Genomic DNA, 22,993 nt, shown 5'->3' on the forward strand with positions numbered 1-22,993 from the left:
CTGAGACCTGTCACCTCGGTGTGTCAGGCTGACTGGTGTTCAGCTTTTTGGGAGGGCTGCGCCCTCCAGCGGGAGCAAGCTCCCTCGCCACAAAAAGCAGGCTGTGTACCCACTGCGCTGCCAGTCAGGCCCATGCCACCGCCAGCAGCCCTGCCCCGAGCACCACGCACAACGGTGAATAAACCCAGGTGTCGAGCCTGGCGAAGGTCGAGCCCTTGACCTCCTTGAAGAAACCCACCAGCTCCGACTCGCCAATGGCCCGGGCGAACATCAGCAAGGCAATCGCGCTGATCAGCCACTGCAACGCCCGATGAGTGACCGGCTGCGCCAGCAGGCCGACCCGCAGGCAGACCAGCAGCGCCACCATCAGCAGGGCCAGGGCCACCAGCAAGGTCAACCAGCCTGAGGGATCGAACGCCGGTCGCAGCGCCTCCCCCTGCTTCACCGGCACCTGAGGCACCACTGCCTTGGCCGCCCACCGCCCACCCAGGGCCCAATACATATGAATCAAGCTGATGGTCGCAAACACTGCGACCAGCGACCGAGCCAACACAAGCGTCATCTCGCCAGCCTCCTGAAAAGAGTTGAACAATCATCCTAGCTGGAATTTGGCATTTCGCTGGACGGGCGTAGGTTGCCAGTTTCCAGCGAATGACTCATTGCCCAGGATCAAGAGTTCAACCTGCTGGCGCGCGAGCCCTCCTACAGGCCCGCGGAGACCTTATCTGCCACTTCCTTGGGCAGCCAGGCCTGCCAGACCTGCGGATGTGCCTTGAGGAACGCCTCGGCGGCTTCACGGGGTGGGATGCGTTTCTCACTCATGTCGGCCAGGGCCTTGTTCAACGGCTCGATGGGCAAATCGACCTTGCTGAAGAACTCGGCAATGTCCGGGTATTGCTTCTGGAACGGCGCAGATACGCCAATCGACAGTTTCGAGGCCAGTGAGCGGGTCGGCTTCGGGTTGGGGTTATCGGCGTCGGTCAGGGTTTTCCAGGCCTCGGCATCGAACGGCGGCTCTTGCAACTGCACCAGCTTGAAGCGCCCGAGCAGTGGCGTGGGCGACCAGTAATAAAACAGAATCGGCTTGCCCCGGCGGATCGTCGAGCTGATTTCCGCATCCAGCGCCGCCCCCGAACCGCTGCGAAAATTCACGTAGCTGTCAGACAGGCCATACGCCTTGAGCTTCTGTTTGTTGACCACCTCGGAGGTCCAGCCAATGGGGCTGTTGAGGAAGCGGCCCTTGTCGGGGCTCTCCGGATCCTTGAACACATGCTTGTAGCGCGCCAGGTCCTCGACACTGCGCAGGTCCGGCGCCAGGGGCTTGATGCCCTTGGCCGGATCCCCCTTGATGACGTATTCGGGCACCCACCAACCTTCCGTCGCGCCTTTGACCGTATCACCCAAGGCGACCACCTTGCCTTCGGCCTCGGCCTTGACCCACACCGGGCTGCGGCCGGCCCATTCCTCGCCGATCACCTGGATGTCGTTATTGGCCAGGGCGGTTTCCAGGGTGATGGTGGTGCCCGGCAATGTGTCGGTCTGCAACCCATAGCCTTTTTCGACGATGATCCGCAGGATATCGGTGATCAGGCTGCCACTTTCCCAGTTCAAGTCAGCGAAGTGAATCGGCGCTGACGCGGCCAACGTCGGGAACGGCGAAACCAACACAGTGAAGGTGGCCCAGGCAGCCAGCCACTGTCGAACTCGTTTCATGCTTTTAACCTCGTACCAAACACAGCAATGGCTGAACGGCCCTGCGTCACCGAACGCAAGCCTCTGAATAGTTCAGTCAATTGACTGTAGCCGAGGTTCCAGCGATATCTCGTTAAAACTGTAACCGGTCCAGGGCGACCGAGGCCCCCGCGCTCACCGGCACTGCCCGCCTCATTCGCTGGCCTTGAACGTCACCAGTTCGCCCTTGCGCCACTTGGCGGCCTTGGCGGTGACCGCCTTCAGGGTCTTGGTCAAGCCTTCTTGCAGTTGTTCGTTGGCCGCAAACACGGTCACCACGCTGTGGCCTTCCTTGAACAGGATTGCCTGACCACCGGGGGTCGTGACGAAGGCGTAATCACCGAGGCCATAGACCGTCAGCTTGATTTCGCGAAAGCGGATTTCAAACTTGCCACCTTCGCGGCTGGGCAACACCGCTGCGCGAAAATGATCACCAACCTTGAGTTCGAGCCTGGGCTTGTCATCGACCACCAGGGCCGACTCAGTGTCGATTTCGGCGACATAAATACCTTCGGCGGTCTGCTCGGTGATGTAGACGAAACGTGACTGGAAGAGTTTGACCAGTTTTGCCCGCAGGTCACCAAGTACGAATAACGCATGCATGTCGAGATTACTTACTGCCAAGGAAACATCCCCATCTTTGAAAAAGGCCCGCCCCTCGGAAAGGACGGACCACGAGAACCCGTGCCGACTGTAACGTCGTAATGGACCTGTAACTGAAATTCGAAGTGAACGGCGCGCCCTGTCCCGGGCCGAGAGCAGACTATAGGTTGCCGCTCTCGCCGTCTTTCCCGGGGGGTCGCCAGAGGCTGAAGGAAAAAGCCACTCTGAGCATCGGAAAAGATGGGACTACTAACTTTAGGGAAATTTCTCACTTAAAAAAGCATTTTTCTGACATCGAGCCCAAAAAAAATTGCTTTAGATAGGCAAGCCGTCCACACGGTGCTGCCGATTCTAGAGCAGCCAGAGGCGTGGAGACTACCCAAACTGCTCGGCAATTCGTCGGTAAACCATAGAAAAGGAATTCACATGGCTACTTTCACAACCCTGATCCAACCTGAAGCCCCTTGTGTCGTCGAGACATCCGACACGTTCGACAGGGTCGACTGCCTGCCTGTCTCGTTGATTCAACCGCGTTACCGGGTCGTCCTGGCCGGCAAGTGCTTTTTCCATATTGAGGAAACATCCACTGGACGTGTAAGAGGATTCCGCACCGATCATAACGAGGCCTGCCACCTGGCCAGGCGTCTGGAACGAAGTGCCTGAGCTCATATGCGCCCCTTCATGACTTAACTCAGCCGCCGACAGGCAACTGCTGCCATACTGCCTGCCCGCGAAGACCGTCACCCATTGACGGATCGCGCACCCACACCATGACTTTTGAGAAGGCGCGACGTGACGGAATTTGATATCGGCGAATTTTTTATCCGGGGCGAAGCCAGAGAGGTCGAAGGCGAGTTCCAGGCCGTCATCGTGATGCGCGCCAAACCGCCCCTGACCACGGTCAGTTGGCACCAAGTGGAAAAAGATCGCTGGTTCAAGACCGCGGAAATTGCTGCCGAGGCCGCCCGGGAAGCCGCCAGGGCGCTGAAAGCCGCAGTGGATGAAGGGGCCTTGAAAGCCTGAGTCCGATCGAACTCCTGACCAGCGCTTGCCTCAGATAAAGGGAAGCAACCGAGGCGCCATGACGGCGCCCGCCCAAAGGAGAACCCCATGGAACAGCCTTCGCACGAACTCAGCACCCTGTTCGACCAACTCGGCCTGCCCTCGGACGGCAAAGCCATCGACGATTTCATCGTGGCACACCCACTGGCCCCGGAGGTCAAGCTGGTGGAGGCCGATTTCTGGTCGGACCAGCAGAAAGACTTGCTGCGCGAATGGCTGCTCGCCGACGGTGAAGAGGCGGTGCTGGTGGATCAGTTGAATGTGCGGCTGCATGACGGTAAATAGCAGCCAGGACTTTTGGCTGTGGCAAGGCACCTGTAGCAGCCAGGACTTTTAGCTAAGTACAAGACAGCTCTTGTGGCGAGGGAGCTTGCTCCCGCTCGACTGCGCAGCAGTCGCCCCGGAGTACTGCCGGCTCGTGTCTCCGGCTGCTGGCTGCCTCCAGCTTTTTGGGGCTGCTGCGCAGCCCAGCGGGAGCAAGCTCCCTCGCCACAGGGTTCGCCCTCGAGCGCTGTTGGCTCGGCGTGTCAGGCTGGCTGCATCCAGCCTTTTGGGGCTGCTGCGCAGCCCAGCGGGAGCAAGCTCCCTCGCCACAGGGCCTAACGCGGCTTCTCGGGTTTGTAGCCCAGCCGCAAACCACCCCAATGACGCCCCTTGAGCATGATCGGCACGGAGAGATCGTGCATCAGTTCTCCCGTGTCGCGGGTGTAGGTCTGCAGCAACACCGGCTGTTGATGGCTGCCGCAGCGAATCCCGGTGCGGTCGGAGAACTTGCGTTTGGTCCGGTTATTGAGCGTGTCCACCTGTGGATCGCCGGTCAACGGCTGGCTGAAGACCTTGTTATGGGTGGGCACGTAGCCCTGCTGAGTGCAGGCAATCGCGAACACCAGGCCCTCGTGCCGGGCCAGCAAGGGTTCCTGGATCGCCGGCAGCACCTGATCGGTATAGCGGTCGAAACGGGTCTGGTATTTGGCGGGTTGGGTGTTGGGGATGGGCTGGTAATTACGGTCGAACAGATCCTCCAGGCTGACACGGCCCTGGTCGATGTCCGCTTCGAACTGCGCGGCGATCTGGCTCGCCCCTTCCCGTGCCAGGTCATAGACCCGTTGGTGATAATCGTCGAGGCCCACTTGGGCCAGGCGTTCGCTGATAGTTTCGGCCTGGCCTTCCATTTGCACCGCCGCTTCGGCCAGGCGCTGGGTCTGCTGGTCGCTGATGGACAGGTCGCCACGCATCTGCTCGATGGCGTGGAACAGGCTGTCGAGTTGTTCGCGATTGGTGTCGGTACCTTCGGCGATGGCGCTGACCTGGGTTTCGACGCCGGCGGCGAGCCGGGCGATGTTTTCCAGGTGTTGGCCGGTGTGCTCGACCTGCTGCACGCCAATGTCCAGGTCAGCGGCCAGTTGACGGATCTGCTCCACCACCTGGGCGGTGCGTTGCTGGATGTCGGCCACCATCACCCCGACCTCGCCGGTCGCCGCCGCCGTGCGCCCGGCCAGGCCACGGACCTCATCGGCCACCACCGCGAACCCACGGCCATGCTCACCGGCCCGCGCGGCCTCGATGGCCGCGTTCAGTGCCAGCAGATTGGTCTGGCTGGCGATCGACTGAATCACCAGGCTGACCCGCTGGATTTCATCGCTGCGCACGCTCAAGGCCTCGATCAACTCGCGGCTGTCGTTTGCGCGCTGGCTGAGCTGGTGCATGCGGCTGATGGATTCCACCAGCTCGCTGCGCCCGGCCACACTGCTGCGATGGGCCTCGCTGGCGGCGCCCAGGGCTTGCTGGCTGAGTTGCGAAGTGGCTTGCTCGGTGGCGATCATCGATTCGGCATTGCTGACGATTTGCGCCGCCGCATCGAGTTGCGACTGGACCTTGCCAGCCAATTGCTTGACCGAATAGGCGACACCGGCCGCCGACAGCGCGTTATGGCTGGTGGTGTAGGACAGGTCGCGGGTCAGCTCGGCCAGTGTGTCGGTCGCGGGTGCGGGCGCCGCGGCCACGCGCGAACGCAAGCGCGGCAACCAGACGATGAGCATGACCAGCGGCAGGCCCAGGTACAGCGACCAGCCGCCCAGGGCCATGCCGCACAGCAGCAATGCCAGGGCGAGACTCTGCAAGGTCGGCGTCAGCCAGCGCGCCGTGCTGTTCGTCCCAGGTACCGAGGCCGGCACCGCACCCGCCAGAGATCCGTCTGTCGCCATGTTCGTCACCCACGCTTCTCGTTGTTATGAATGCATTAAACGCCACTACAGAGCCATTATCCATGGTCCATTAGTCGCGTTCTTGCAGCAGATCAACGGGAGTAGACGTACGAGCACGGGCGAAAGCAAAAGATCGCGGCCTTCGTCAAAAGGTCGCGATCTTTTTTTGGAAAACGCGAATCAGGCCTGACGCTGGTGCTTGTCGATCTGTTCGTGACGTTCCTGGGCTTCGATGCAGTACTTGGTGGTCGGGCTGATCAGCAGGCGCTTGAGGCCGATCGGCTCGCCGCTGTCGTCGCACCAGCCGAAGCTGTCGTCGTTGATACGGTCCAGGGCCTGCTCCAACTGAGGCAGCATGCGCTGGTCGCGATCAATGGCGTTGACCAGCCAGGTACGCTCTTCTTCTACGGAAGCAGCGTCCGCCGGGTCAGCCGGGGTGTCCAGGCTCTCAATGGCGATTCGGTTCTGTTCGATGCGCTCGTGGGTTTCGACTTTCATGTTCTGCAACAGCTTGGTGAAGAAAGCCAGCTGCTCGGCATTCATGTAGTCATCCGCCGGCATGGCCAGCAACTTTTCCTTTGTCATTGATATCTCTATAAAAAAACGTGCATTAAGGCGAATTATTGAGCGTCCCGCAGCGCAGCTGCCACGCTCATCAGGAAGGCGCCGTCTATTCCAAGCGCCACCCGGCACTCAATTTACGAGGGGCGGCAGTCTAAGGCCGAGTCGAGGCCTCAGCAACTGAAAACATAGGGAAAATGTCCGACAACCCCTTCAAATGTTCTCTGACAGGCTTTTGGCAGTCATCGGAGTGCGTTTATAACAAGAAATTCGGTGCAATAGCTGTATTAAGAAGACAAATGGCAACGCCACGCGGGTCAGGCGTGGCGCTTTGTCGCAACGTCCCGGGTATCAGCGCTTGAGTTTACGCTTGTTGCGGTACTGGTCGATGACCACCGCCACCACGATGATCAGGCCCTTGATGATGTCCTGGATGTAGGCATCGACACCGACGAAGGTGAAACCGCTGGCCATCACCCCAAGGATCAACGCCCCGATCACGGTGCCGGTGATGCGCCCCACCCCTCCCGCCAGGCTGGTGCCGCCGATCACGGCCGCGGCAATCGCGTCCAGTTCATAGGACATGCCCATGCCCGCCTGCCCGGTCGCCGCCCGCGCCGAGGCCACCACGCCGGCCAACCCGGCCAACAAGCCGGCAATGCTGTAGACGATCACCAGATGACGCTTGACGTTGATGCCCGAGGTGCGCGCCGCCTGCATGTTGCCGCCGATGGCGTAGGTGTATTTGCCGTACTTGGTGTAGCGCAGGGCGATATGGAAGATCACCGCCACCACCAGGAAAATGATCACCGGCATCGCACCATGCCCGATGGCGGTATAGGAATCGGACAACATGCTCACCGGCTGGCCTTCGGTGTAGTAGCGCGCCAGGCCACGGGCCGAAACCATCATGCCGAGGGTGGCAATGAACGGCGGAATACCGGTAATGGCGATGATGCTGCCGTTGATCGCCCCGGCCAGCAGCCCCACCCCGAGCCCCGCCACCACCGGTATCCACACCGGCAAATCCGTCAGCGAGGGAAACACCGCCCGGGCGAAGTCCGAGGTCTGGGCCAGGCTGGCGGCGATCATCGCCGACAGCGCCAGCACCGAGCCGGACGACAGGTCGATACCGGTGGTGATGATCACCTGGGTCACGCCGATAGCCAACAGGCCGATGATCGACACCTGCAGGATCATCAACACCAGACGCTGGGAGTTCATCAGGAAGCTCTGGTCGCGCATGATCCAGCCGAACATTTCGAACACCAGGCCGATGCCGATCAGCACCAGGAAGATACTCAGCTCCGTCGGCAGCCGCCGGCGCGCCCTGGCCGGTGCGGCCGTGGGTTTGTTTTCCAGTATCGCGTTCATAGCCATTCACCTTTTTTGTTCTTTGGCGAGGGGGGTTGTTCCCTGCCGGGAGGTGTGGCGCCCCTGGGACAGGGCCGCTTCGCGGCCCAGCGGGGATAAATCCCCTCGCCACATGTTGCTCGACGTTATTAAGTTGAACGGGCTGGCATCAGGACAGGCCCGAAGCCAATTGCATGACCCGTTCCTGGGTCGCTTCGCCGCGGTTGAGAGTGCCCATCAGGTCGCCTTCGTGCATCACCATCACCCGGTCGCTCATGCCCAGTACTTCCGGCAGCTCCGAGGAAATCATGATCACCGCCATGCCTTCGCTGGCGAGGTAGGAAATCAGTCGGTAGATCTCGGCCTTGGCACCGACATCGATACCACGGGTCGGCTCGTCGAGGATCAGGATGCGCGGGTTGGTCATCAGCCAGCGGGCCAGCAGCGCTTTCTGCTGGTTGCCGCCAGACAAGGTGTCGATGCACTGCTCCAGCGACGGGGTCTTGACCCGCAGCTTCTTGCACATGTCCTCACACAAGGCGCGCAGGGCTTTTTGCTGGATGAAGCCGTTGCCCACGTAATGGGGCAGCACGGCCATCTCCATGTTTTCCAGCACCGACAGGCACGGGAACAGGCCACTGAGCTTGCGGTCCTCGGTCAACAGCGCGAAGCCTTTCTCGATGGCCATGTGCGGGTCGCTGATACGCACCGGTTGGCCGTCCAGCAGGATTTCGCCGCCGGTACTCGGGGTCACACCGAAAATCGCCTCGGCCACGTTGGTCCGGCCCGAACCCATCAACCCGGCGATGCCGAGGATCTCCCCGGCATGCAGGTCAAAGGAAACGCCTTTGAAAATGCCGTCCAGGCTCAGGTCGCGCACCGACAGCACCAAATCGCCGATGGGTTGCTCCCGCACCGGGAACAACTGGCTCAGCTCGCGCCCGACCATCATCGAAATCAGGCTGTCGCCGTCCATGCTGTCGGCCCGTTGCAGGCCGATGTAGGCACCGTCGCGAAACACCGCCACTTCATCGGCGATGGCAAACACCTCGTTCATTTTGTGGGTGATGTAGATGATGCCCTTACCCTGGGACTTGAGGTCGGCAATGATCGAGAACAGGTGGGCGACTTCGGTCTCGGTAATGGCCGAGGTCGGTTCGTCCATGATCAGGATGTCGGAGTCATAGGAGACGGCCTTGGCAATCTCCACCATCTGCCGCTCGGCGATGCTCAGGTTGCCCACCTGCTCTTCAGGGTCGAGCTTGATGCGCAGGCGCTCCAGCAGGCGGGCGGTGCAGCGATGCATTTCGCCATGGTCGACCATGTGCAGGCCGTTGAGTTGCTCGCGGCCGATCCAGATGTTTTCGGCGATGCTCATGTGGGGCATCAGGTTCAGTTCCTGATGGATCATCGCGATGCCGGCCTGCAACGCCGCGAGCGGCGTGTCGAATGTCACCGGTTTACCGCGCAGACGCAGTTCGCCGGCGTCCGGCTGGTAGATACCGGCGATGATTTTCATCAAGGTGGATTTGCCCGCGCCATTCTCGCCCATCAGGGCCAGTACGGAACCGGGGCGTACCCGCAGCTGTACATCGGACAGGGCCACCACGCCGGGAAAGCCTTTGCTGACATTGACGACTTCCAGCAGATACGGTTCATCAGGTATTACGTCCGGCCGGAAAGTCATCGCCGGGGCGCTCGAAGCAGTCGCTGAAGCGAACATGATCAGGTACTCCCTCGGCAAGGTCGGCGTTGCAACCTTGCCTGTTTATTGTTGTGGTGGGACCGGTGCGTCAAACGTCACTTGAACTGACCGACGTTTTCCGGCGTGATCAGACGATACGGCACCCAGACGGACTGTTCGACCGGTTGTTTCTTGACCATTTTCACGGCTGTATCGATCGATCCATCGGCCTGGCCCTTGGCGTCCTGGAACACCGAGACGGCCATGTCGCCCTTCTTGATCGCGTTCAAGCCGTCCGGTGTGCCATCGACCCCGGCAATCAATACGCTGCCTTTCTTGGTACCCGCTTGCTTGAGGGCCATGGCGGCGCCGATGGCCATCTCGTCGTTGTTGGCCACCACCGCCTGGAACTCGCGCCCCTGAGTCAGCCAGTCGTTGACCAGGGTCATGCCCTTGTCCCGCAACCAGGTACCGGTCTGCTCCTGCTCGATCTTGATGTTGGGGTACTTGGCCAGCACGTCCTTGACGCCCTTGGTGCGGTTGGTGGTGGAGTTGTTGGCCAGGTCGCCCAACAGGATCACGATGTCGCCCTTGCCGCCCATTTTTTCGGCCAGGTATTGCATCTGCATGCGACCGGCCTCCAGGTCATCGGAGGCAACGGTGACCACGCCTGCCGGCAGTTTCAGGTCGTCGGGACGGCGATTGACGTAGACCAGCGGGATACCGGCGGCGACGGCGGCCTTGGTGATGCGTTGGGTCGCGGCGGTGTCCACCGGGTTGACGATGATCGCGTCGACCTTCTGACTGATGAAGCTTTCCACCTGGCTCAGTTGCTTGACCACGTCACTGCGGGCGTCTTCGAACTGCAGGGTGACGCCGTCCGGCAGGGACTTGGCTTTCTTGTCCATGGATTCACGCAGGTAAGTCAACCAGGTGTCATCGAACTGGGACATGCTGACACCGATCTTCAAGTCCGCCAGGGCAGCGCCGCTGGTGAGCATCAACGACAGGGCCAGCGAGGCGATACGGGTCTTGGTCTTCATGAACGGTCTTTCTCCACTTTTTTGTTGGTTTTATGGATAAGGCGTAGCGGATCAGGAACGGGGCAAGCGCACGATGGGCGCGCCGGGCATGCAACACACAACAGCGCCCTTGCGCTGGATGCACAGGGATTCGAACAGGGGAAGGATTGCGGACAGGCGCAGCAGAGGTGACAGGTAAAACGCAGAGCGGCTGAAGGTTTTCATCGACGGTACCTAGCTGTGTTTCTTGTTTTTGTTTCGTCCTTCATCCGTTCAAGGCTGGCTTGGCGGGAGGCGGACAGGATTGTCGGTAACCTGGAATCGACTTTATTGGAAAATATTTTCCATATCAACTGATTTTAGAATTTTATTCGTTTTTTATTCCATGACCGACAGGCGTGGACAACCGCACCACTTCGCCCTGCTCGGCACTCTGCCTGGCAGCATCAAGGATGCGCGTGGTCGCCAGTGCATCACGGGCCTCCACCGGCAGCGGGCCGGCGCCGTGCAATGCGGTTTGCAGGTGTTGGTAGAACGCCAGCCAGCAGCCACGCTCCGAGGTCACCCGCTCGCGCTCGGTGCCGTGTTCGAACCAGCCCCAGCGCCGGTGCTCTTCAGCGCCCCAGCGTTCGCCCTCGGACGCCGGGCTCAAGCCCGCCAATGCCTGGGCTTCTTGCCCGTCCAGGCCTTCGACGGTATAGCAGCCCTGGGTGCCGTTGACCCGAAAGCGCGGGCGCGCTGCGTTCTGCACACAGTTGCCGCTCAAGTGGGAAATCACGCCGCTGGCGTGGGTCAAGGACATGAAGAAGCCGTTGTCGAACACTTGGTCCGGCTGCCGGTAGTCCAGCTCGGCGTAGACCCGCACCACCGGCCCGAACAACTGCAGCGCCTGGTCCACCAGATGACTGCCCAGGTCCCGCAGGAATCCGCCGCCGCTACCTTTGCCTACCGAGGTTGGCGAATAACGTTCGACACTCGACTCAAAACGAATGACTTGCCCAAGCGCACCAGAGGCCAACAGTTTGCGCAGGGTCAGGAAATCCGAATCCCAGCGACGGTTCTGGTACACGCCGAGCGGCACATTGCGCCGCTCGGCCGCCAGCACCATCGCTTCGGCTTCGGCGGCATCGCGGGCAAACGGTTTATCGCTGACCACGGCCACGCCCCGTTCGATGGCTTCCATCACCACGGTCGGGCGGCCGTCCAGCGGCGTAGAGACCACCACCACATCGACGCCGGCCGCCACCAGTTGTTCGAGCGTGTCGAAGGCCTGGACGTGCGGGTAATCACTCGCCAGTTGCTCGCGCCGCTCGACGGACCGGGTCACCACGCCAACAAACGTAGCCCCCGGTAGGCTGCTGATCAGCGGCGCATGAAAAAATCGTCCGCCCTTGCCATAGCCCACTAGTCCGATTCGCATGAAAGCTCCTTAGGTCACGGTTGGAATGCACCCTGTGGGTTAGCCGTAGAAACGCGGGCGCTCGGGCAGGTCAACCTTGATGATCTGCCCACTCTGCTGCGCCTGGATACAGGCATCCGCCGCCACCGCTGCGGCGAAGCCGTCCCAGGCCGACGGCCCGCCCACCTGCCCGGCGCGCACGCCGTCGATGAAGGCCTGCAATTCGACGTCGTAGGCCGCGATGAAACGGTCCTTCCAATCCATCAGGATCGCATTCGACAGCTTGGCGCCACTGCGCAGTTGCACCTGGGACGGTTCCGGGAGCTTGGCGATACCGGTCTCCCCCACCACTTCGCACTGGATGTCGTAGCCGTACTGGCAGTTGACGAACACTTCGACGTCGATGCGCGTGCCCCGGGCGGTTTCCAGCAGGACGATCTGCGGGTCGCGCAAATGGGCCAGGGCCTTGCTGGACTTGCGCGGAAACACCACCTGCACCGACACGTAGTCATCGGCCAGCAGCCAGCGCAACACATCCAGCTCATGGATCAGGGTGTCGGTGATCGCCATGTCGGTCTTGTAGTTTTCGCCCACGCTCGGGTTGCGGTGGGCGCAATGCAGCATCAGCGGTTCGCCGATCTGGCCGCTGTCGATCACCGCCTTGAGCGCGCGATAACCTTCATCGTAAGGGCGCATGAAACCGACCTGCACCAGGCGCTTGCCGTGGGCGATTTCAGCCTCGACGATCTTGCGGCAGCCTTCGGCCGTGACGGCCAGGGGCTTTTCACAGAACACCGGTTTGCCCGCCGCAATCGCCGCCAGCACGAACTCTTCGTGGCTCGGGCCCCAGGAGGTGACGAGGATCGCCTCCACGTCCGGCGCCTTGATCAATGCATGACCGTCGGGGTAGACCTCGGCGGTCAGCTTGAGATCGGCAACGACCTTGGCCGCTTGTTGCAGGTTGATGTCGGTCACCGCCACCACCTGGCTGTTGAGCAAGGTCTGGCTGCAACGACGGATATGGTCCTGGCCGATGGCCCCGGTGCCGATGACGCCCAGCTTCAAAGACATGTAGAGAACTCCTTTCGTATTGTTGGGGCAATCAGTATTGACGGGCCTTGGCCAGCCGTTCGTTGAGGGTCTTGGCAACCGCATCGGTGCGGGCGCTGGTGGACACTTGCGCCACGCCCACCCGCCACCACGACAGGTAGCTGTGAATCATGGTCTTGGGCAGGACCTTGATGTCGATCAGGGTGGAGACCGTCTGCAGGCGCGCATCGGCAAGGGCCGCGTGCAGTTCGTCGAGGGTCTTGACCCTGTAGGTCTTGCAGCCATAGGCCGCGGCACTCATGGCGAAGTCCACCGGCACGAAGGCGCCGTCGAGCTTGCCGGTGTCTGGGTTGCGGAAACGGAACTCGGTGCCGAAGCTGTCCATGCCATTTCCCATCTGCAAATTGTTGATGCAGCCGAAGGCCATGTTGTCCAGCAGCACCACGTTGATCTTGCGGCGCTCCTGGATCGAGGTCGCCAGTTCCGAGTGCAGCATCATGTAGGAGCCATCGCCCACCAGGGCGTAGACCTCTTTGTCGGGCTCGGCGAGTTTCACCCCCAGCGCCGCATTCACCTCGTAGCCCATGCACGAATAACCGTACTCGACGTGATAGGTATTCACGCCCTTGCTGCGCCAGGCGCGCTGCAAGTCGCCGGGCAAGCTACCGGCGGCGGCGACGATAATCGCATCGTCGGCCAGGGTTTCATTGAGGGTGCCCAGCACGCGGCTCTGGGTCAGGCAGGAACCGGTGAGTTCGATGAATTCGCGAAACACCGCCGGGTCCATGTGGTCGTCGATTTCCGGCAGGAAATCCTCGGCTTGATAATCGGCCTGGTAGATCCGATCGACCTCGGCGTCCAACTGGACCTTGGCGTCGGCGATCTGCCCGCCCCATTCAGCGCGATAGTCGCCCAGCGCGGCGGACAGCGACTCCAGGCCCGAGCGGGCGTCGGCCAGCAGTTGCACGCCGTCGAGCTTCAAGGCGTCGCAGGGGCTGATATTGAGATTGAGGAACTGCACGTCCGGGTGCTGGAACAACCATTTGGAGCCGGTGGTGAAATCGCTGTAGCGCGTGCCGATGCCGATGATCAGGTCGGCTTTCTTGGCCAGCAGGTTCGCCGCCAGGCAACCGGTTTCACCGACGCCGCCGACGTTCAGCGGATGACTGGACACCACCGAGCTCTTGCCCGCCTGGGTCTCGGCGAACGGAATGTCGAAGCGCTCGGCAAAAGCCTGCAACGCCGCATTGGCCTCGGAATACCGCACGCCACCGCCACAGATGATCAACGGTCGGCGCTTGCCTTTGAGCAGCGCCAGGGCGTCGCCTAGCATTGCCTCGGTGGCCGGGCGACGGTCGATGCGGTGCACGCGTTTTTGCAGGAAATAATCCGGGTAATCGTAGGCTTCGGCCTGCACGTCTTGGGGCAGCGCCAGGGTCACCGCGCCGGTTTCGGCCGGATCGGTCAGCACGCGCATGGCATGAATGGCGGCAGTCATCAACTGTTCGGGGCGGTTGATGCGATCCCAGTATTTGCTCACGGCCTTGAACGCATCGTTGGTGCTGATGCTCAGGTCGTGGAACTGCTCGATCTGCTGCAACACCGGGTCCGGCTGACGACTGGCGTAGACATCGCCGGGCAATAGCAGCAACGGAATGCGATTGGCTGTTGCGGTGGCTGCGGCCGTCAGCATGTTCGCCGCGCCGGGGCCCACCGACGAGCTGCAGGCGTAGATCTTGCGCCGCAGATGCTGCTTGGCAAAACCGATAGCGGCATGGGCCATGCCCTGTTCGTTGCGGCCCTGGTGGACCACCAGGTCGCCGCTGTCCTGTTCCAGCGCCTGACCCAGGCCCAGCACGTTGCCGTGGCCAAAAATGGTAAAGACCCCGGCGACGAACTTGCTCTGGACGCCATCGACTTCGATGTACTGGTTATCGAGGAATTTCACCAGGGCCTGGGCCATGGTCAGTCGTGTTGTGGTCATGCGTGCACCTTTTCAAACGCAACTCGGTCAAGTGTGGGAGCGAGCTTGCTCGCGATAGCGGTGTGTCAGGCAGCTCAGATGTTGAGTATGCCGCCGTCATCGCGAGCAAGCTCGCTCCCACTGGGGTTCCATCGTTCAGGGAATCGGATCAGGCCTGGCAGCTTTGCAGGTGATTCATGCTCGCCCCCAACGCCTGGCGGATGTCGGCCAGGTCATGGACGCTCTCGGCGAACGGCTCGAAGGACAGGTAGCCCTCGTAGCCACCGGCCCGCAGCGCCTCGATCTGCACGGCATTGCCCAAGATGTCGGCCTCGCCCACCAGCACCCGGTGGCCGTCACGGATCGTCGCCAGCGGCGCCTGGGCATCCTCGACGCCGGAAATGTGCACCAGAGCGGTCAGCTCGGGGAAGAATTCCTGTTCACCGGCCAAATGATGGTGAAAGGTGTCATGCACCAGGCGGAACACATCCAGCCCGCCAATGCTCTTGATCGCTTCCACCGCCGTGCGCTTGCGGCGCAGCGCGCACTCTTCGAAACCCAGGGGCTCGATGAACCCGTAGATGCCAAAGGCGCGCAGGATCGGCGCCAGTTCGCTGAGGGCCGTACGCAGCCCAGCCGCGCGCTCAGCCTCGCTGCGTGGGTCGGCGCGGTCATTGAGCGGGCACATCACCAGCCCTTCGGCGCCGCATTCGCGGGCGTAGTCGGCCAGCCTCACCGCTTGGGCACGGCGCTGCTCGTTCCACACATCGAAGGGGTAAAGGGCATTGATCGACAGCACCTTGATGCCCCTTTCCTCACATAACTCGCGCACCCGGCCGGGCGGCATGCCGTCTTCGATCTCGACGCCCTTCAGATCGTTGCGGATCTCGATGGCATCGGTTCTCAACGCCAGCGCCAGGTCGATGAACTCGGGCAGTGACAGGCGTGGCGCAACCATTCGGTTCAAGGCAAAACGCAGGGGCTTGTTCATTGTTATTCTCCCTCCGGCAGTCATTCAAAAGTGAGTTATTGAGCAGTCGGCATGCTGAACTCAGGACCCTTGGCAATGCTGTCGGGCCAGCGCTGCATCACACTTTTATAACGGCTGTAGAAGCGCAGGCCTTCCTCGCCGTAGGCATGGTGATCGCCGAACAACGAACGCTTCCAGCCACCAAAGGAATGCCAGGCCATGGGCACCGGAATCGGCACGTTGATGCCCACCATGCCGACCTTGATGCTGCGGGCGAACGCCCGGGCGATGCCGCCGTCACGGGTGAAACAGGACACGCCGTTGCCGAACTCATGGGCGTTGATCAGCGCCACCGCCGTGGCGAAATCCGGTACGCGAACGATCCCCAGCACCGGGCCGAAAATTTCTTGCTGGTAGATGCTCATCTCGGCGGTGACCTGGTCGAACAGCGTCGCGCCGACAAAGAATCCCTGCTCGGCTCCGGGCACCTTGAAACTACGGCCATCGACGATCAGCCGAGCGCCCTCGGCCACGCCGGCGTCGATGAAGCCTTCGACCTTGGCCTTGTGCTCGGCGGTGACCAGCGGCCCCATGTCGGTGCCAGGCTGCTGACCGTTACCGATCTTCAGTTGGTCGATGCGGGGCAACAGCTTGGCAATCAATTCATCGCCCACGTCACCCACTGCCACGGCAATGGAAATCGCCATGCAGCGCTCACCGGCCGAGCCATAAGCGGCACCGATCAACGCATCCGCCGCCTGATCAAGGTCGGCGTCGGGCATGACGATCATGTGGTTCTTCGCCCCGCCCAGGGCCTGCACACGTTTGCCGTGCGCCGTGCCTTGCTGGTGGATGTATTCAGCGATGGGCGTGGAGCCGACAAAGGAAATCGCCTCGATGTCCGGGTGCTGCAACAGCGCATCCACCGCCACCTTGTCGCCCTGGACCACGTTGAACACACCGTCCGGCAAGCCGGCTTCGGTCAGTAACCGGGCCATCAGCAGGCTGGCGGACGGATCGCGCTCCGAAGGCTTGAGGATGAAGCAGTTGCCGGCGACCAGCGCCAGGGGAATCATCCACAACGGCACCATCACTGGGAAGTTGAACGGCGTGACCCCGGCGCAAACGCCCAAGGGTTGACGCAGGTTCCAGTTGTCGATGCCGCCGCCGATGTTGTCGCTGAAATCGGTCTTGAGCAGGTTCGGCGCACCGCAGGCGTACTCGACGATCTCGATGCCGCGGGTGACTTCGCCGTGGGCGTCAGACAGCACCTTGCCGTGTTCGCGGCTGATGATTTGCGCCAGCTCGTCGTGGTGCCGGTCCAGCAGTTCCTTGAACTTGAACATCACCCGCGAACGACGCAATGACGACTGCTCGGACCAGGCCGGAAACGCCGCCAGCGCCGAGGCCACTGCCGCGTCGACGGTGCCTGGCTCGGCCAGGGCCACCCGGGCCTGCACCGCACCGGTGGCCGGGTTGAAGACATTGCTGAACCGCGTGCTGTCGTGGTCCTGCACGTGGCCGTTGAGGTAATGGCCTACTACCGGGGCGTCACTCATTGTTCTTGTTCTCCGTACGAATGTTGGAAATCAGAGGTCCAGCAGCCAGCTGTGCTGCGGATCGTTATGGAACTGCCAGACCCGCTTCGGGCCGGCCATGACATTCAGGTAATACGACTCGTACCCGTAGGGCACGCTGACCGGGTGGTAACCCTTGGGCACCACCACCAGGTCGCTGTTCTCTACGGCCATGGCCTGGTCGATGCTGCGGTCATCGGTGTAGACCCGCTGGAACACGAAGCCTTGGGACGGGTTGACCTGGTGGTAATAGGTTTCCTCCAGGAAGCTCTGGTGCGGCAGGTCGTCGGTGTCGTGCTTGTGCGGTGGGTAGCTCGAGGAGTGCCCCGACGGTGTGCGCACTTCCACCACCAACAGCGAATGGGCCGGTTCGCTGTCCGGCAGGATGTCGCAGACATAACGGGTATTGGCGCCCTTGCCGCGCACACTGCGCTTCATGCTGTCCGGACGGATCAACCGTGGGCCATAACTGTTCTGCGTAGACCCCGGTGCGGCACACACGGCAATCTGTACATCGCTCAGCGCGGTGACCTGGGCCTGACTGCCGGGCGGCAGGTAGGCGGCATAGGGTGATTTGTCCTCGAACACCGACTGGCGATCACCGACGTTGTCCCAATCGAAGGCCCCTTGCCCCGGCGCTTCGCCCTTGAGGCTGATGCGCCCGCTGAGCAGCACCAGGCACAATTCCTTGTCATCGGCGGCCACCGGCAGGGTTTCGCCCAGGCTCAGGCGGTAGGCGGCGAATCCGACATATTCCAGCTCACCTGCCGGCAACTGGACCATGGTTCGACCGCTGGAATGGCTCTTGATCAACAGGCTCATGACGGACTCCTTTCTTGCAGCAAGGCACGCAGGGTGTCGTAGCCTTTCTTGGCGTAGGCATAACTCGGTGCTACGGCAGGGTCCTGCTCGGCTTCCACCACCAGCCAGCCTTGGTAATCGGCGGCCAGCAGCACGTCGAGCAACGCGGCGAAGTCGATGTCACCGTCCCCCGGCACGGTGAAGGTGCCGTTGATGATGCAGTCGGGGAAGCTCCACAGGTTATTGCGCGCCAGTTGCACTACAGGTTTGCGCACGTCCTTGAAGTGCACATGGCAGACCCGCTCGATGTGTTTGCGCAGCACCTGCAACGGTTCGCCACCGCCCATGTAGCAGTGGCCCGAGTCGAACAGCAGGCCGACTTCGCTGCCGGTCAGGGCCATCAATTTATCGATGTCCGCGGGTGACTCGACGTAAGCGCCCATGTGGTGGTGATAGGCCAGGCGTACGCCTTGGGACAAGGTGAAGCGCGCCAGTTCGGTGAGTTTGTCGGCGTAGGCTTGCCAGGCTTCATCCGTATGGAAACGCGGGCGCTCGATCAGCGCAATCCGCTGGCCCTGGATGGAGTCGGCGACTTCCCCGTACACCAGCACCGTCGCGCCGTTCTGTGCCAGCAGCTCGACGTGGCTGGCGATCGCATCGATCTCCTCGGCCGCCGAACGCCGGGCCAGGCGGCTGGAATACCAGCCGGAGACCAGCGCCAGGTCATAAGGACGCAGCACATCGCCGACACCCTTGGCGTCCTTGGGGAATTTGCCGTTGAGTTCAAAACCTTCGTAACCGATTTCCTTGCCCTCGCTCAGCGCCGTGCTCAACGGCGTCTCGCCGCCCAACGACGGCAAGTCATCGTTGCTCCAGGAAATCGGGTTGATGCCAATTCGAATAGCGGGCATGGCTGCACCTTTTATTGTTGTCTCTAAATGTTCAACCGATCACCTGTGGCGAGGGAGCTTGCTCCCGCTCGGCTGCGAAGCAGTCGTCAACCTGTGGATGCGGTTTGCCTGTCGAACCGGGGCTGGCTGATCGGGACTGCTTCGCAGTCCAGCGGGAGCAAGCTCCCTCGCCACAAAAAGCCCTGCATTGCCATCAAGCACGGGCACTGCGCCAGGCCTCGATCAATTCCACAAACCGGCCCTGCACCTGCCGGATCAGCGTTTCATCATCGATTTCCCCGGCCAGCCAAGCCCGGCTCGGTTCCTGGAAAATCGTCCGACCCACGGCGAAACCGCGGCAGGTGGTGCTCTGGCTGGCCTGGCGAAAGCCTTCGGCCAGGGCAGCGGCCGGGGCGTTGAGGCCCAGCAGGACCACGCCGCGGCAATACGGGTCGCGTTGCTGGATCAGCTCATCAAGCTGTTTCCACTCCTGAGCGCTCTGGGCCTCGATCTTCCACCACGCCGGGAAAATACCCAGGTTGTAGAGGCGCTTGAGGGCGCGATAGAGCACGTCCGGGTGGGGTGACGGATGATCCTTGGGCGGAATGACTTCCAGCAGCAATTCATGGCCGCTGACCTGGGAAGCCTTGTACAGCCCCATCAATTGCGCTTCCTGCTCCAGGCGCAGCAGTGGTTCGTCATCAGGGTGAAATTGCACCAGGCACTTGATGATCTGTTCCTGCGGCCAGGCGATCAGGTTGCTGCCAATGGAGCGCCCATGCTCGAACGCCAGTGGCCGCGAATTCTGTACCTCCACCGGGCGCGCCACCCACCAGCCACGTCCGGTGGCAGCGTTCAGCGAGTCCTGGCCGAAGCGTTGGTCGGCCAGCAGACCGACGTCGGCCTCGATGCCTTGGCGCTGCAGGTCGGCTTCAACCCGCTCCACCGCCTGGATGAACAGTTGCTTGAGGTCACCAATGCAGTTCAGGTCGCGACCGCCTTTCTGGGCCAGCTCCACCAGTTGCCAGCGATGGTCGAAGGCAAAGATGAACAATTGTTTCCAGGTCTTGCGCGGCACGCTGACCTGATGCAGCCGTTGCAGCACCGCATCCTGGTCCGGCCGGGTAATCGGCACCGGACTCTTGAATAAGTAGTCGAGCTCGGCCCGGGTCGGCATCGCCGGGGCACAGGCATGGCGCGACACCACCAGGCCGCCGCAGGCATTGGCCAACTGACAGCAGCGCTCATCGCTGGCGTCCTCCAGCCAACCGGCGAGGAACCCCGACATGAATGCATCACCGGCGCCCAGTACATTCAAGACCTCGACCCGGACACCAGGGTAAAGGGCGCCGTCTTCAAGGCGGGCCGGAATGGCGCCATGAATCACCGTGCAACCTTGCGCGCCAAGCTTGACCACCAGGGTCGCCGCCGTCAGCGAGCGCACGGTGCGCAAGGCGCTCAGCAGGTCTTCGCAGCCGCCGGCGATCAGGAATTCTTCTTCAGTGCCAACGATGAGATCGAAACGCGGCAGGATGCCTTGTACATGCTGGCTGACCTTCTGGTCGGCCACAAAACGGGTTTCCCCATCAGCCTTGCCTGCCAGGCCCCAGAGCACGGGGCGGTAGTCAATGTCCAACACGCGCTTGACGCTGTGTTTCTCGGCGTAATCCAACGCCTGGATGCTGGCCTTGTAGACGCTTTCGGTCGAGAAATGCGTGCCGGTGATCAGCAACGCCTTACTGGAGGCAATGAAGGTTTCGTCGATGTCTTCGGCGCGCAACGCCATGTCGGCGCAATTTTCCCGGTAGAACACCAGGGGAAAGGTTTCCCGGTCCTTGATACCCAGCAGGACCATGGCCGTCAGGCGTTCGGGATCGACCTTGATGCCACTGACGTCGCAGCCTTCACGTGCCAGGGATTCCACCAGGAAGCGGCCCATGTGGTCGTCCCCGACCCGGCTCAACATCGCTGACTTGAGCCCCAGCCGTGCCGTGCCGAAAGCGATGTTGGCCGACGAACCGCCCAGATACTTGGCGAAGCTTGCGACATCTTCCAGGCGCGCGCCGACTTGCTGCGCGTAAAGGTCGACGCCCAGGCGTCCCAGGCAGATCACATCCAATTGACGCCCACTGGCAAAACGAGTCTGGCCCATGCTGGCTCCTGTTATTTTTATCAGCCTGCGCTTGTCGCCAAAACCGACGCCAGCGCTGTTGGTGAATGCAGACTAAAACGAGCGGCGGGCAATAATCAATAATTATTCTATAAATTTTTTACGTGGAATATTTTTTCCAATACGCTATGCCCGAACCGGACCAGACGCAGTGCATCGTTTCAGCAGTTGCCGCAACATTTGTCCGCCCATGATTTTCCCTGCGCCTACGCTGTAGACTGCGACCAGCCAACCTATTGTCGAGGGCCGGCCTTTTTTCGGGCGGCCCTATAAGAACAAGCCAGAAGGATTTTCTATGACCCGCCCCGATGATCTGCCGGCGCCGTCCGAGAGCGCGTCCGAAACCGCCCTCCCGAGCCCACCGATCAATGCCGAGCGCCTGCTGCAACTGATCACCGATGAATACGAAAGCCTGCCGCGCCAGCTCAAACGCATCGCCAGCTACATGAGCCAGCAGAGCGACCGGATCATGGTCGACCGCATCAGCGACATCGCACGGGAGTGCGAAGTGCACCCCTCGGCCATCGTCAGGTTTTCCCAGCGTTTCGGTTTCAGCGGGTTCAGCGAAATGCAGGCGTTGTTCCGCGAGGCCTACACCCACAAGACCACGCCGGTGCAGAACTACCAGCAGCGCATCCGCAGCATGATCGCCAACAAGTCGCAGAAAGCCAGCGGCGGCGACCTGGCCCGTGAGTGCGTCAACGCGACCCTGTCGGGCATCGAGCGGCTGGGGTTGGAGCTGGATGACCAGGCGTTCGAAAAGGCCGTAGACCTGGTGGTCAACGCCGACAATATCTATGTGGTGGGTGTGCGCCGCTCGTTCGCGGTGGCCGATTACCTGGTCTACAACCTGCAACACACCAATAAGCGCATTCACCTGGTGTCCGGCCTGGGGGGCAGTTACCGCGAGCAGATGCGCAGCGTGCGCGCCAACGACCTGGTCATCGCCATCAGCTTCACGCCCTATGGCAAGGAAACCCAGCACTGCCTGCGCATTGCCCAGCACCATCAGGCCAAGACCCTGATCATCACCGACAGCAACCTGTCGCCCCTGGCCAAACGGGCCAACGCGGTGTTGCTGGTCAACGAAGGCAGTTCGTTCGCCTTCCGTTCGTTGAGTGCCACGTTGTGCCTGTGCCAGGCATTGTTCATCGCCGTGGCTTACCGACTGGAACTCAAGGTCGATGAAATCCATGAACAGGTCGGGTTCGAGGATTAACGCCCGCAAGGAATTACTCAAGGAGAAGTCATGAAACTGATCGGCATGCTGGATTCGCCCTATGTAAGACGCGTCGCCATTTCCGCCAAGTGCCTGGGGGTTGCCCTGGAGCACGATTCCGTTTCGGTGTTCAGGCATTTCGAACAGTTCCAGCGCATCAACCCGGTGGTCAAGGCCCCGACCCTGGTGCTGGACGATGGCTCGGTGCTAATGGACTCCACGTTGATCATCGATTACCTGGAGGCCTTGGCTGCTCCGGGGAAAAGCTTGATGCCGGCCGACCTTGGGCAGCGGCTGCGATCACTGCGCCTGATTGGATTGGCCTTGGCGGCCTGTGAGAAGTCGGTGCAGATCTACTACGAACGCAACCTGCGGGAGATCCAGCACGCGCCTTGGGTTGAACGCGTAGAAGGCCAACTGGCGGCGGCTTATGGAATGCTGGAGCAGGAACTGGAAAAACAGCCGTTGAGCACTGATGGCAAACTCGATCAGGCCGGCATCACTGTCGCGGTGGCCTGGAGCTTCACCAACCTGGTGGTGCCGGACCAGGTGCAGGGCAAGGCTTTTCCGTTGATCAGCGCGTTCACCGCCTATGCCGAAGGGTTGGAGGCGTTTGTCAGTACGCCGATGGAATAACGGATGGGTGTGGTTTCTGTGGGATTCGGCGGTGTACTTCGATGGTGTATCCAGCCAATCCCTTGTGGCGAGGGAGCTTGCTCCCGCTGGGCTGCGCA

At 61.5% G+C, this 22,993-nt stretch carries 22 protein-coding genes; 5 read left to right on the top strand and 17 right to left on the bottom strand.

Annotated features, from left to right (window positions below):
• Positions 1–124: 124 nt before the first annotated feature.
• The 3 genes from BLT00_RS05145 to BLT00_RS05155 form a co-directional block, all read right to left on the bottom strand.
• Positions 125–562 (bottom strand): DUF3995 domain-containing protein, encoded by a 438-nt coding sequence (locus BLT00_RS05145; RefSeq protein WP_063320692.1) that lies wholly within the window; start codon positions 560–562, stop codon positions 125–127.
• Positions 563–702: 140 nt separating this feature from the next.
• Positions 703–1,713, bottom strand: a complete 1,011-nt coding sequence (locus tag BLT00_RS05150) for an ABC transporter substrate-binding protein (protein ID WP_063320691.1) — start codon at positions 1,711–1,713, stop codon at positions 703–705.
• 171 nt (positions 1,714–1,884) lie between these two features.
• Entirely contained in the window at positions 1,885–2,334 is a 450-nt protein-coding gene (locus BLT00_RS05155) for a hypothetical protein (protein ID WP_003202850.1), read from the bottom strand.
• A 426-nt stretch (positions 2,335–2,760) separates the two neighbouring features.
• Here BLT00_RS05155 and BLT00_RS05160 point away from each other — a divergent pair, with 426 nt between their 5' ends.
• The 3 genes from BLT00_RS05160 (at position 2,761) to BLT00_RS05170 (ending at position 3,681) form a co-directional block, all read left to right on the top strand.
• Positions 2,761–2,997: a hypothetical protein gene (locus BLT00_RS05160; protein WP_092146011.1), complete on the top strand. Its 237-nt coding sequence runs from the start codon at positions 2,761–2,763 to the stop codon at positions 2,995–2,997.
• A 129-nt stretch (positions 2,998–3,126) separates the two neighbouring features.
• Entirely contained in the window at positions 3,127–3,357 is a 231-nt protein-coding gene (locus BLT00_RS05165; RefSeq protein WP_063320688.1) for a hypothetical protein, read from the top strand.
• A gap of 87 nt (positions 3,358–3,444) precedes the next feature.
• Positions 3,445–3,681 (top strand): DUF2789 family protein, encoded by a 237-nt coding sequence (locus tag BLT00_RS05170; protein WP_072341896.1) that lies wholly within the window; start codon positions 3,445–3,447, stop codon positions 3,679–3,681.
• Between the two features lie 314 nt (positions 3,682–3,995).
• On the opposite strand, the gene BLT00_RS05175 is transcribed toward BLT00_RS05170, so the two are convergent.
• The 14 genes from BLT00_RS05175 to iolC all read right to left on the bottom strand — a co-directional run bounded on the left by BLT00_RS05175 (position 3,996) and on the right by iolC (position 21,022).
• Positions 3,996–5,600, bottom strand: a complete 1,605-nt coding sequence (locus BLT00_RS05175; protein WP_092146013.1) for a methyl-accepting chemotaxis protein — start codon at positions 5,598–5,600, stop codon at positions 3,996–3,998.
• 180 nt (positions 5,601–5,780) lie between these two features.
• Positions 5,781–6,185, bottom strand: a complete 405-nt coding sequence (locus BLT00_RS05180) for a TraR/DksA family transcriptional regulator (protein WP_003202859.1) — start codon at positions 6,183–6,185, stop codon at positions 5,781–5,783.
• A gap of 327 nt (positions 6,186–6,512) precedes the next feature.
• Positions 6,513–7,535, bottom strand: a complete 1,023-nt coding sequence (locus BLT00_RS05185; RefSeq protein ID WP_063320685.1) for an ABC transporter permease — start codon at positions 7,533–7,535, stop codon at positions 6,513–6,515.
• Positions 7,536–7,683: 148 nt separating this feature from the next.
• Entirely contained in the window at positions 7,684–9,237 is a 1,554-nt protein-coding gene (locus BLT00_RS05190; RefSeq protein ID WP_063320684.1) for a sugar ABC transporter ATP-binding protein, read from the bottom strand.
• Between the two features lie 77 nt (positions 9,238–9,314).
• A complete protein-coding gene (locus tag BLT00_RS05195) occupies positions 9,315–10,241 on the bottom strand; it encodes a sugar ABC transporter substrate-binding protein (protein ID WP_063320683.1) in 927 nt (308 codons plus the stop codon).
• Positions 10,242–10,292: 51 nt separating this feature from the next.
• Complete coding sequence (locus BLT00_RS31785; protein ID WP_175456230.1) at positions 10,293–10,445, bottom strand: hypothetical protein; 153 nt, start codon at positions 10,443–10,445, stop codon at positions 10,293–10,295.
• 142 nt (positions 10,446–10,587) lie between these two features.
• Positions 10,588–11,640 (bottom strand): Gfo/Idh/MocA family protein, encoded by a 1,053-nt coding sequence (locus BLT00_RS05200; RefSeq protein WP_092146015.1) that lies wholly within the window; start codon positions 11,638–11,640, stop codon positions 10,588–10,590.
• Between the two features lie 39 nt (positions 11,641–11,679).
• Positions 11,680–12,690 carry a bifunctional inositol 2-dehydrogenase/D-chiro-inositol 1-dehydrogenase gene (locus BLT00_RS05205; protein ID WP_092146017.1) on the bottom strand — a complete coding sequence of 337 codons (1,011 nt, stop codon included), beginning with the start codon at positions 12,688–12,690 and terminating at the stop codon, positions 11,680–11,682.
• Positions 12,691–12,721: 31 nt separating this feature from the next.
• A complete protein-coding gene (gene iolD, locus BLT00_RS05210; protein ID WP_092146019.1) occupies positions 12,722–14,653 on the bottom strand; it encodes a 3D-(3,5/4)-trihydroxycyclohexane-1,2-dione acylhydrolase (decyclizing) in 1,932 nt (643 codons plus the stop codon).
• A 148-nt stretch (positions 14,654–14,801) separates the two neighbouring features.
• Complete coding sequence (locus BLT00_RS05215; protein ID WP_063320679.1) at positions 14,802–15,623, bottom strand: TIM barrel protein; 822 nt, start codon at positions 15,621–15,623, stop codon at positions 14,802–14,804.
• Positions 15,624–15,658: 35 nt separating this feature from the next.
• Complete coding sequence (locus tag BLT00_RS05220) at positions 15,659–17,161, bottom strand: CoA-acylating methylmalonate-semialdehyde dehydrogenase (RefSeq protein ID WP_063320678.1); 1,503 nt, start codon at positions 17,159–17,161, stop codon at positions 15,659–15,661.
• A 30-nt stretch (positions 17,162–17,191) separates the two neighbouring features.
• Complete coding sequence (gene iolB / locus BLT00_RS05225) at positions 17,192–18,001, bottom strand: 5-deoxy-glucuronate isomerase (protein ID WP_092146021.1); 810 nt, start codon at positions 17,999–18,001, stop codon at positions 17,192–17,194.
• The gene (gene iolE / locus BLT00_RS05230; RefSeq protein WP_092146023.1) at positions 17,998–18,891 is read right to left on the bottom strand and encodes a myo-inosose-2 dehydratase; all 894 of its coding nucleotides are present in this window, start codon (positions 18,889–18,891) and stop codon (positions 17,998–18,000) included. The genes iolB and iolE overlap by 4 nt, the downstream gene beginning before the upstream one ends.
• Positions 18,892–19,084: 193 nt before the next feature.
• On the bottom strand, positions 19,085–21,022 hold the full coding sequence (gene iolC, locus BLT00_RS05235) for a bifunctional 5-dehydro-2-deoxygluconokinase/5-dehydro-2-deoxyphosphogluconate aldolase (protein ID WP_092146025.1): 1,938 nt from the start codon (positions 21,020–21,022) through the stop codon (positions 19,085–19,087).
• A 313-nt stretch (positions 21,023–21,335) separates the two neighbouring features.
• On the opposite strand from iolC, the gene BLT00_RS05240 reads away from it, so the two are divergent.
• Positions 21,336–22,259, top strand: a complete 924-nt coding sequence (locus BLT00_RS05240) for a MurR/RpiR family transcriptional regulator (RefSeq protein WP_063320674.1) — start codon at positions 21,336–21,338, stop codon at positions 22,257–22,259.
• A gap of 30 nt (positions 22,260–22,289) precedes the next feature.
• Positions 22,290–22,895, top strand: a complete 606-nt coding sequence (locus BLT00_RS05245; RefSeq protein ID WP_092146027.1) for a glutathione S-transferase — start codon at positions 22,290–22,292, stop codon at positions 22,893–22,895.
• Positions 22,896–22,993 lie beyond the last annotated feature (98 nt).

The sequence above is a fragment of the Pseudomonas sp. NFACC51 genome (assembly GCF_900103575.1).
In the GTDB taxonomy this organism is placed as follows: Bacteria; Pseudomonadota; Gammaproteobacteria; order Pseudomonadales; family Pseudomonadaceae; genus Aquipseudomonas; species Aquipseudomonas fluorescens_Q.

Excerpts from the sequence above, each read along its gene's own strand:
- BLT00_RS05145 (WP_063320692.1), bottom strand. The coding sequence starts at position 562 with ATGACGCTTGTGTTGGCTCGGTCGCTGGTCGCAGTGTTTGCGACCATC.
- BLT00_RS05150 (WP_063320691.1), bottom strand. The coding sequence starts at position 1,713 with ATGAAACGAGTTCGACAGTGGCTGGCTGCCTGGGCCACCTTCACTGTG.
- BLT00_RS05155 (WP_003202850.1), bottom strand. The coding sequence starts at position 2,334 with ATGCATGCGTTATTCGTACTTGGTGACCTGCGGGCAAAACTGGTCAAA.
- BLT00_RS05160 (WP_092146011.1), top strand. The coding sequence starts at position 2,761 with ATGGCTACTTTCACAACCCTGATCCAACCTGAAGCCCCTTGTGTCGTC.
- BLT00_RS05170 (WP_072341896.1), top strand. The coding sequence starts at position 3,445 with ATGGAACAGCCTTCGCACGAACTCAGCACCCTGTTCGACCAACTCGGC.
- BLT00_RS05175 (WP_092146013.1), bottom strand. The coding sequence starts at position 5,600 with ATGGCGACAGACGGATCTCTGGCGGGTGCGGTGCCGGCCTCGGTACCT.
- BLT00_RS05180 (WP_003202859.1), bottom strand. The coding sequence starts at position 6,185 with ATGACAAAGGAAAAGTTGCTGGCCATGCCGGCGGATGACTACATGAAT.
- BLT00_RS05185 (WP_063320685.1), bottom strand. The coding sequence starts at position 7,535 with ATGAACGCGATACTGGAAAACAAACCCACGGCCGCACCGGCCAGGGCG.
- BLT00_RS05190 (WP_063320684.1), bottom strand. The coding sequence starts at position 9,237 with ATGTTCGCTTCAGCGACTGCTTCGAGCGCCCCGGCGATGACTTTCCGG.
- BLT00_RS05195 (WP_063320683.1), bottom strand. The coding sequence starts at position 10,241 with ATGAAGACCAAGACCCGTATCGCCTCGCTGGCCCTGTCGTTGATGCTC.
- BLT00_RS31785 (WP_175456230.1), bottom strand. The coding sequence starts at position 10,445 with ATGAAAACCTTCAGCCGCTCTGCGTTTTACCTGTCACCTCTGCTGCGC.
- BLT00_RS05200 (WP_092146015.1), bottom strand. The coding sequence starts at position 11,640 with ATGCGAATCGGACTAGTGGGCTATGGCAAGGGCGGACGATTTTTTCAT.
- BLT00_RS05205 (WP_092146017.1), bottom strand. The coding sequence starts at position 12,690 with ATGTCTTTGAAGCTGGGCGTCATCGGCACCGGGGCCATCGGCCAGGAC.
- iolD (WP_092146019.1), bottom strand. The coding sequence starts at position 14,653 with ATGACCACAACACGACTGACCATGGCCCAGGCCCTGGTGAAATTCCTC.
- BLT00_RS05215 (WP_063320679.1), bottom strand. The coding sequence starts at position 15,623 with ATGAACAAGCCCCTGCGTTTTGCCTTGAACCGAATGGTTGCGCCACGC.
- BLT00_RS05220 (WP_063320678.1), bottom strand. The coding sequence starts at position 17,161 with ATGAGTGACGCCCCGGTAGTAGGCCATTACCTCAACGGCCACGTGCAG.
- iolB (WP_092146021.1), bottom strand. The coding sequence starts at position 18,001 with ATGAGCCTGTTGATCAAGAGCCATTCCAGCGGTCGAACCATGGTCCAG.
- iolE (WP_092146023.1), bottom strand. The coding sequence starts at position 18,891 with ATGCCCGCTATTCGAATTGGCATCAACCCGATTTCCTGGAGCAACGAT.
- iolC (WP_092146025.1), bottom strand. The coding sequence starts at position 21,022 with ATGGGCCAGACTCGTTTTGCCAGTGGGCGTCAATTGGATGTGATCTGC.
- BLT00_RS05240 (WP_063320674.1), top strand. The coding sequence starts at position 21,336 with ATGACCCGCCCCGATGATCTGCCGGCGCCGTCCGAGAGCGCGTCCGAA.
- BLT00_RS05245 (WP_092146027.1), top strand. The coding sequence starts at position 22,290 with ATGAAACTGATCGGCATGCTGGATTCGCCCTATGTAAGACGCGTCGCC.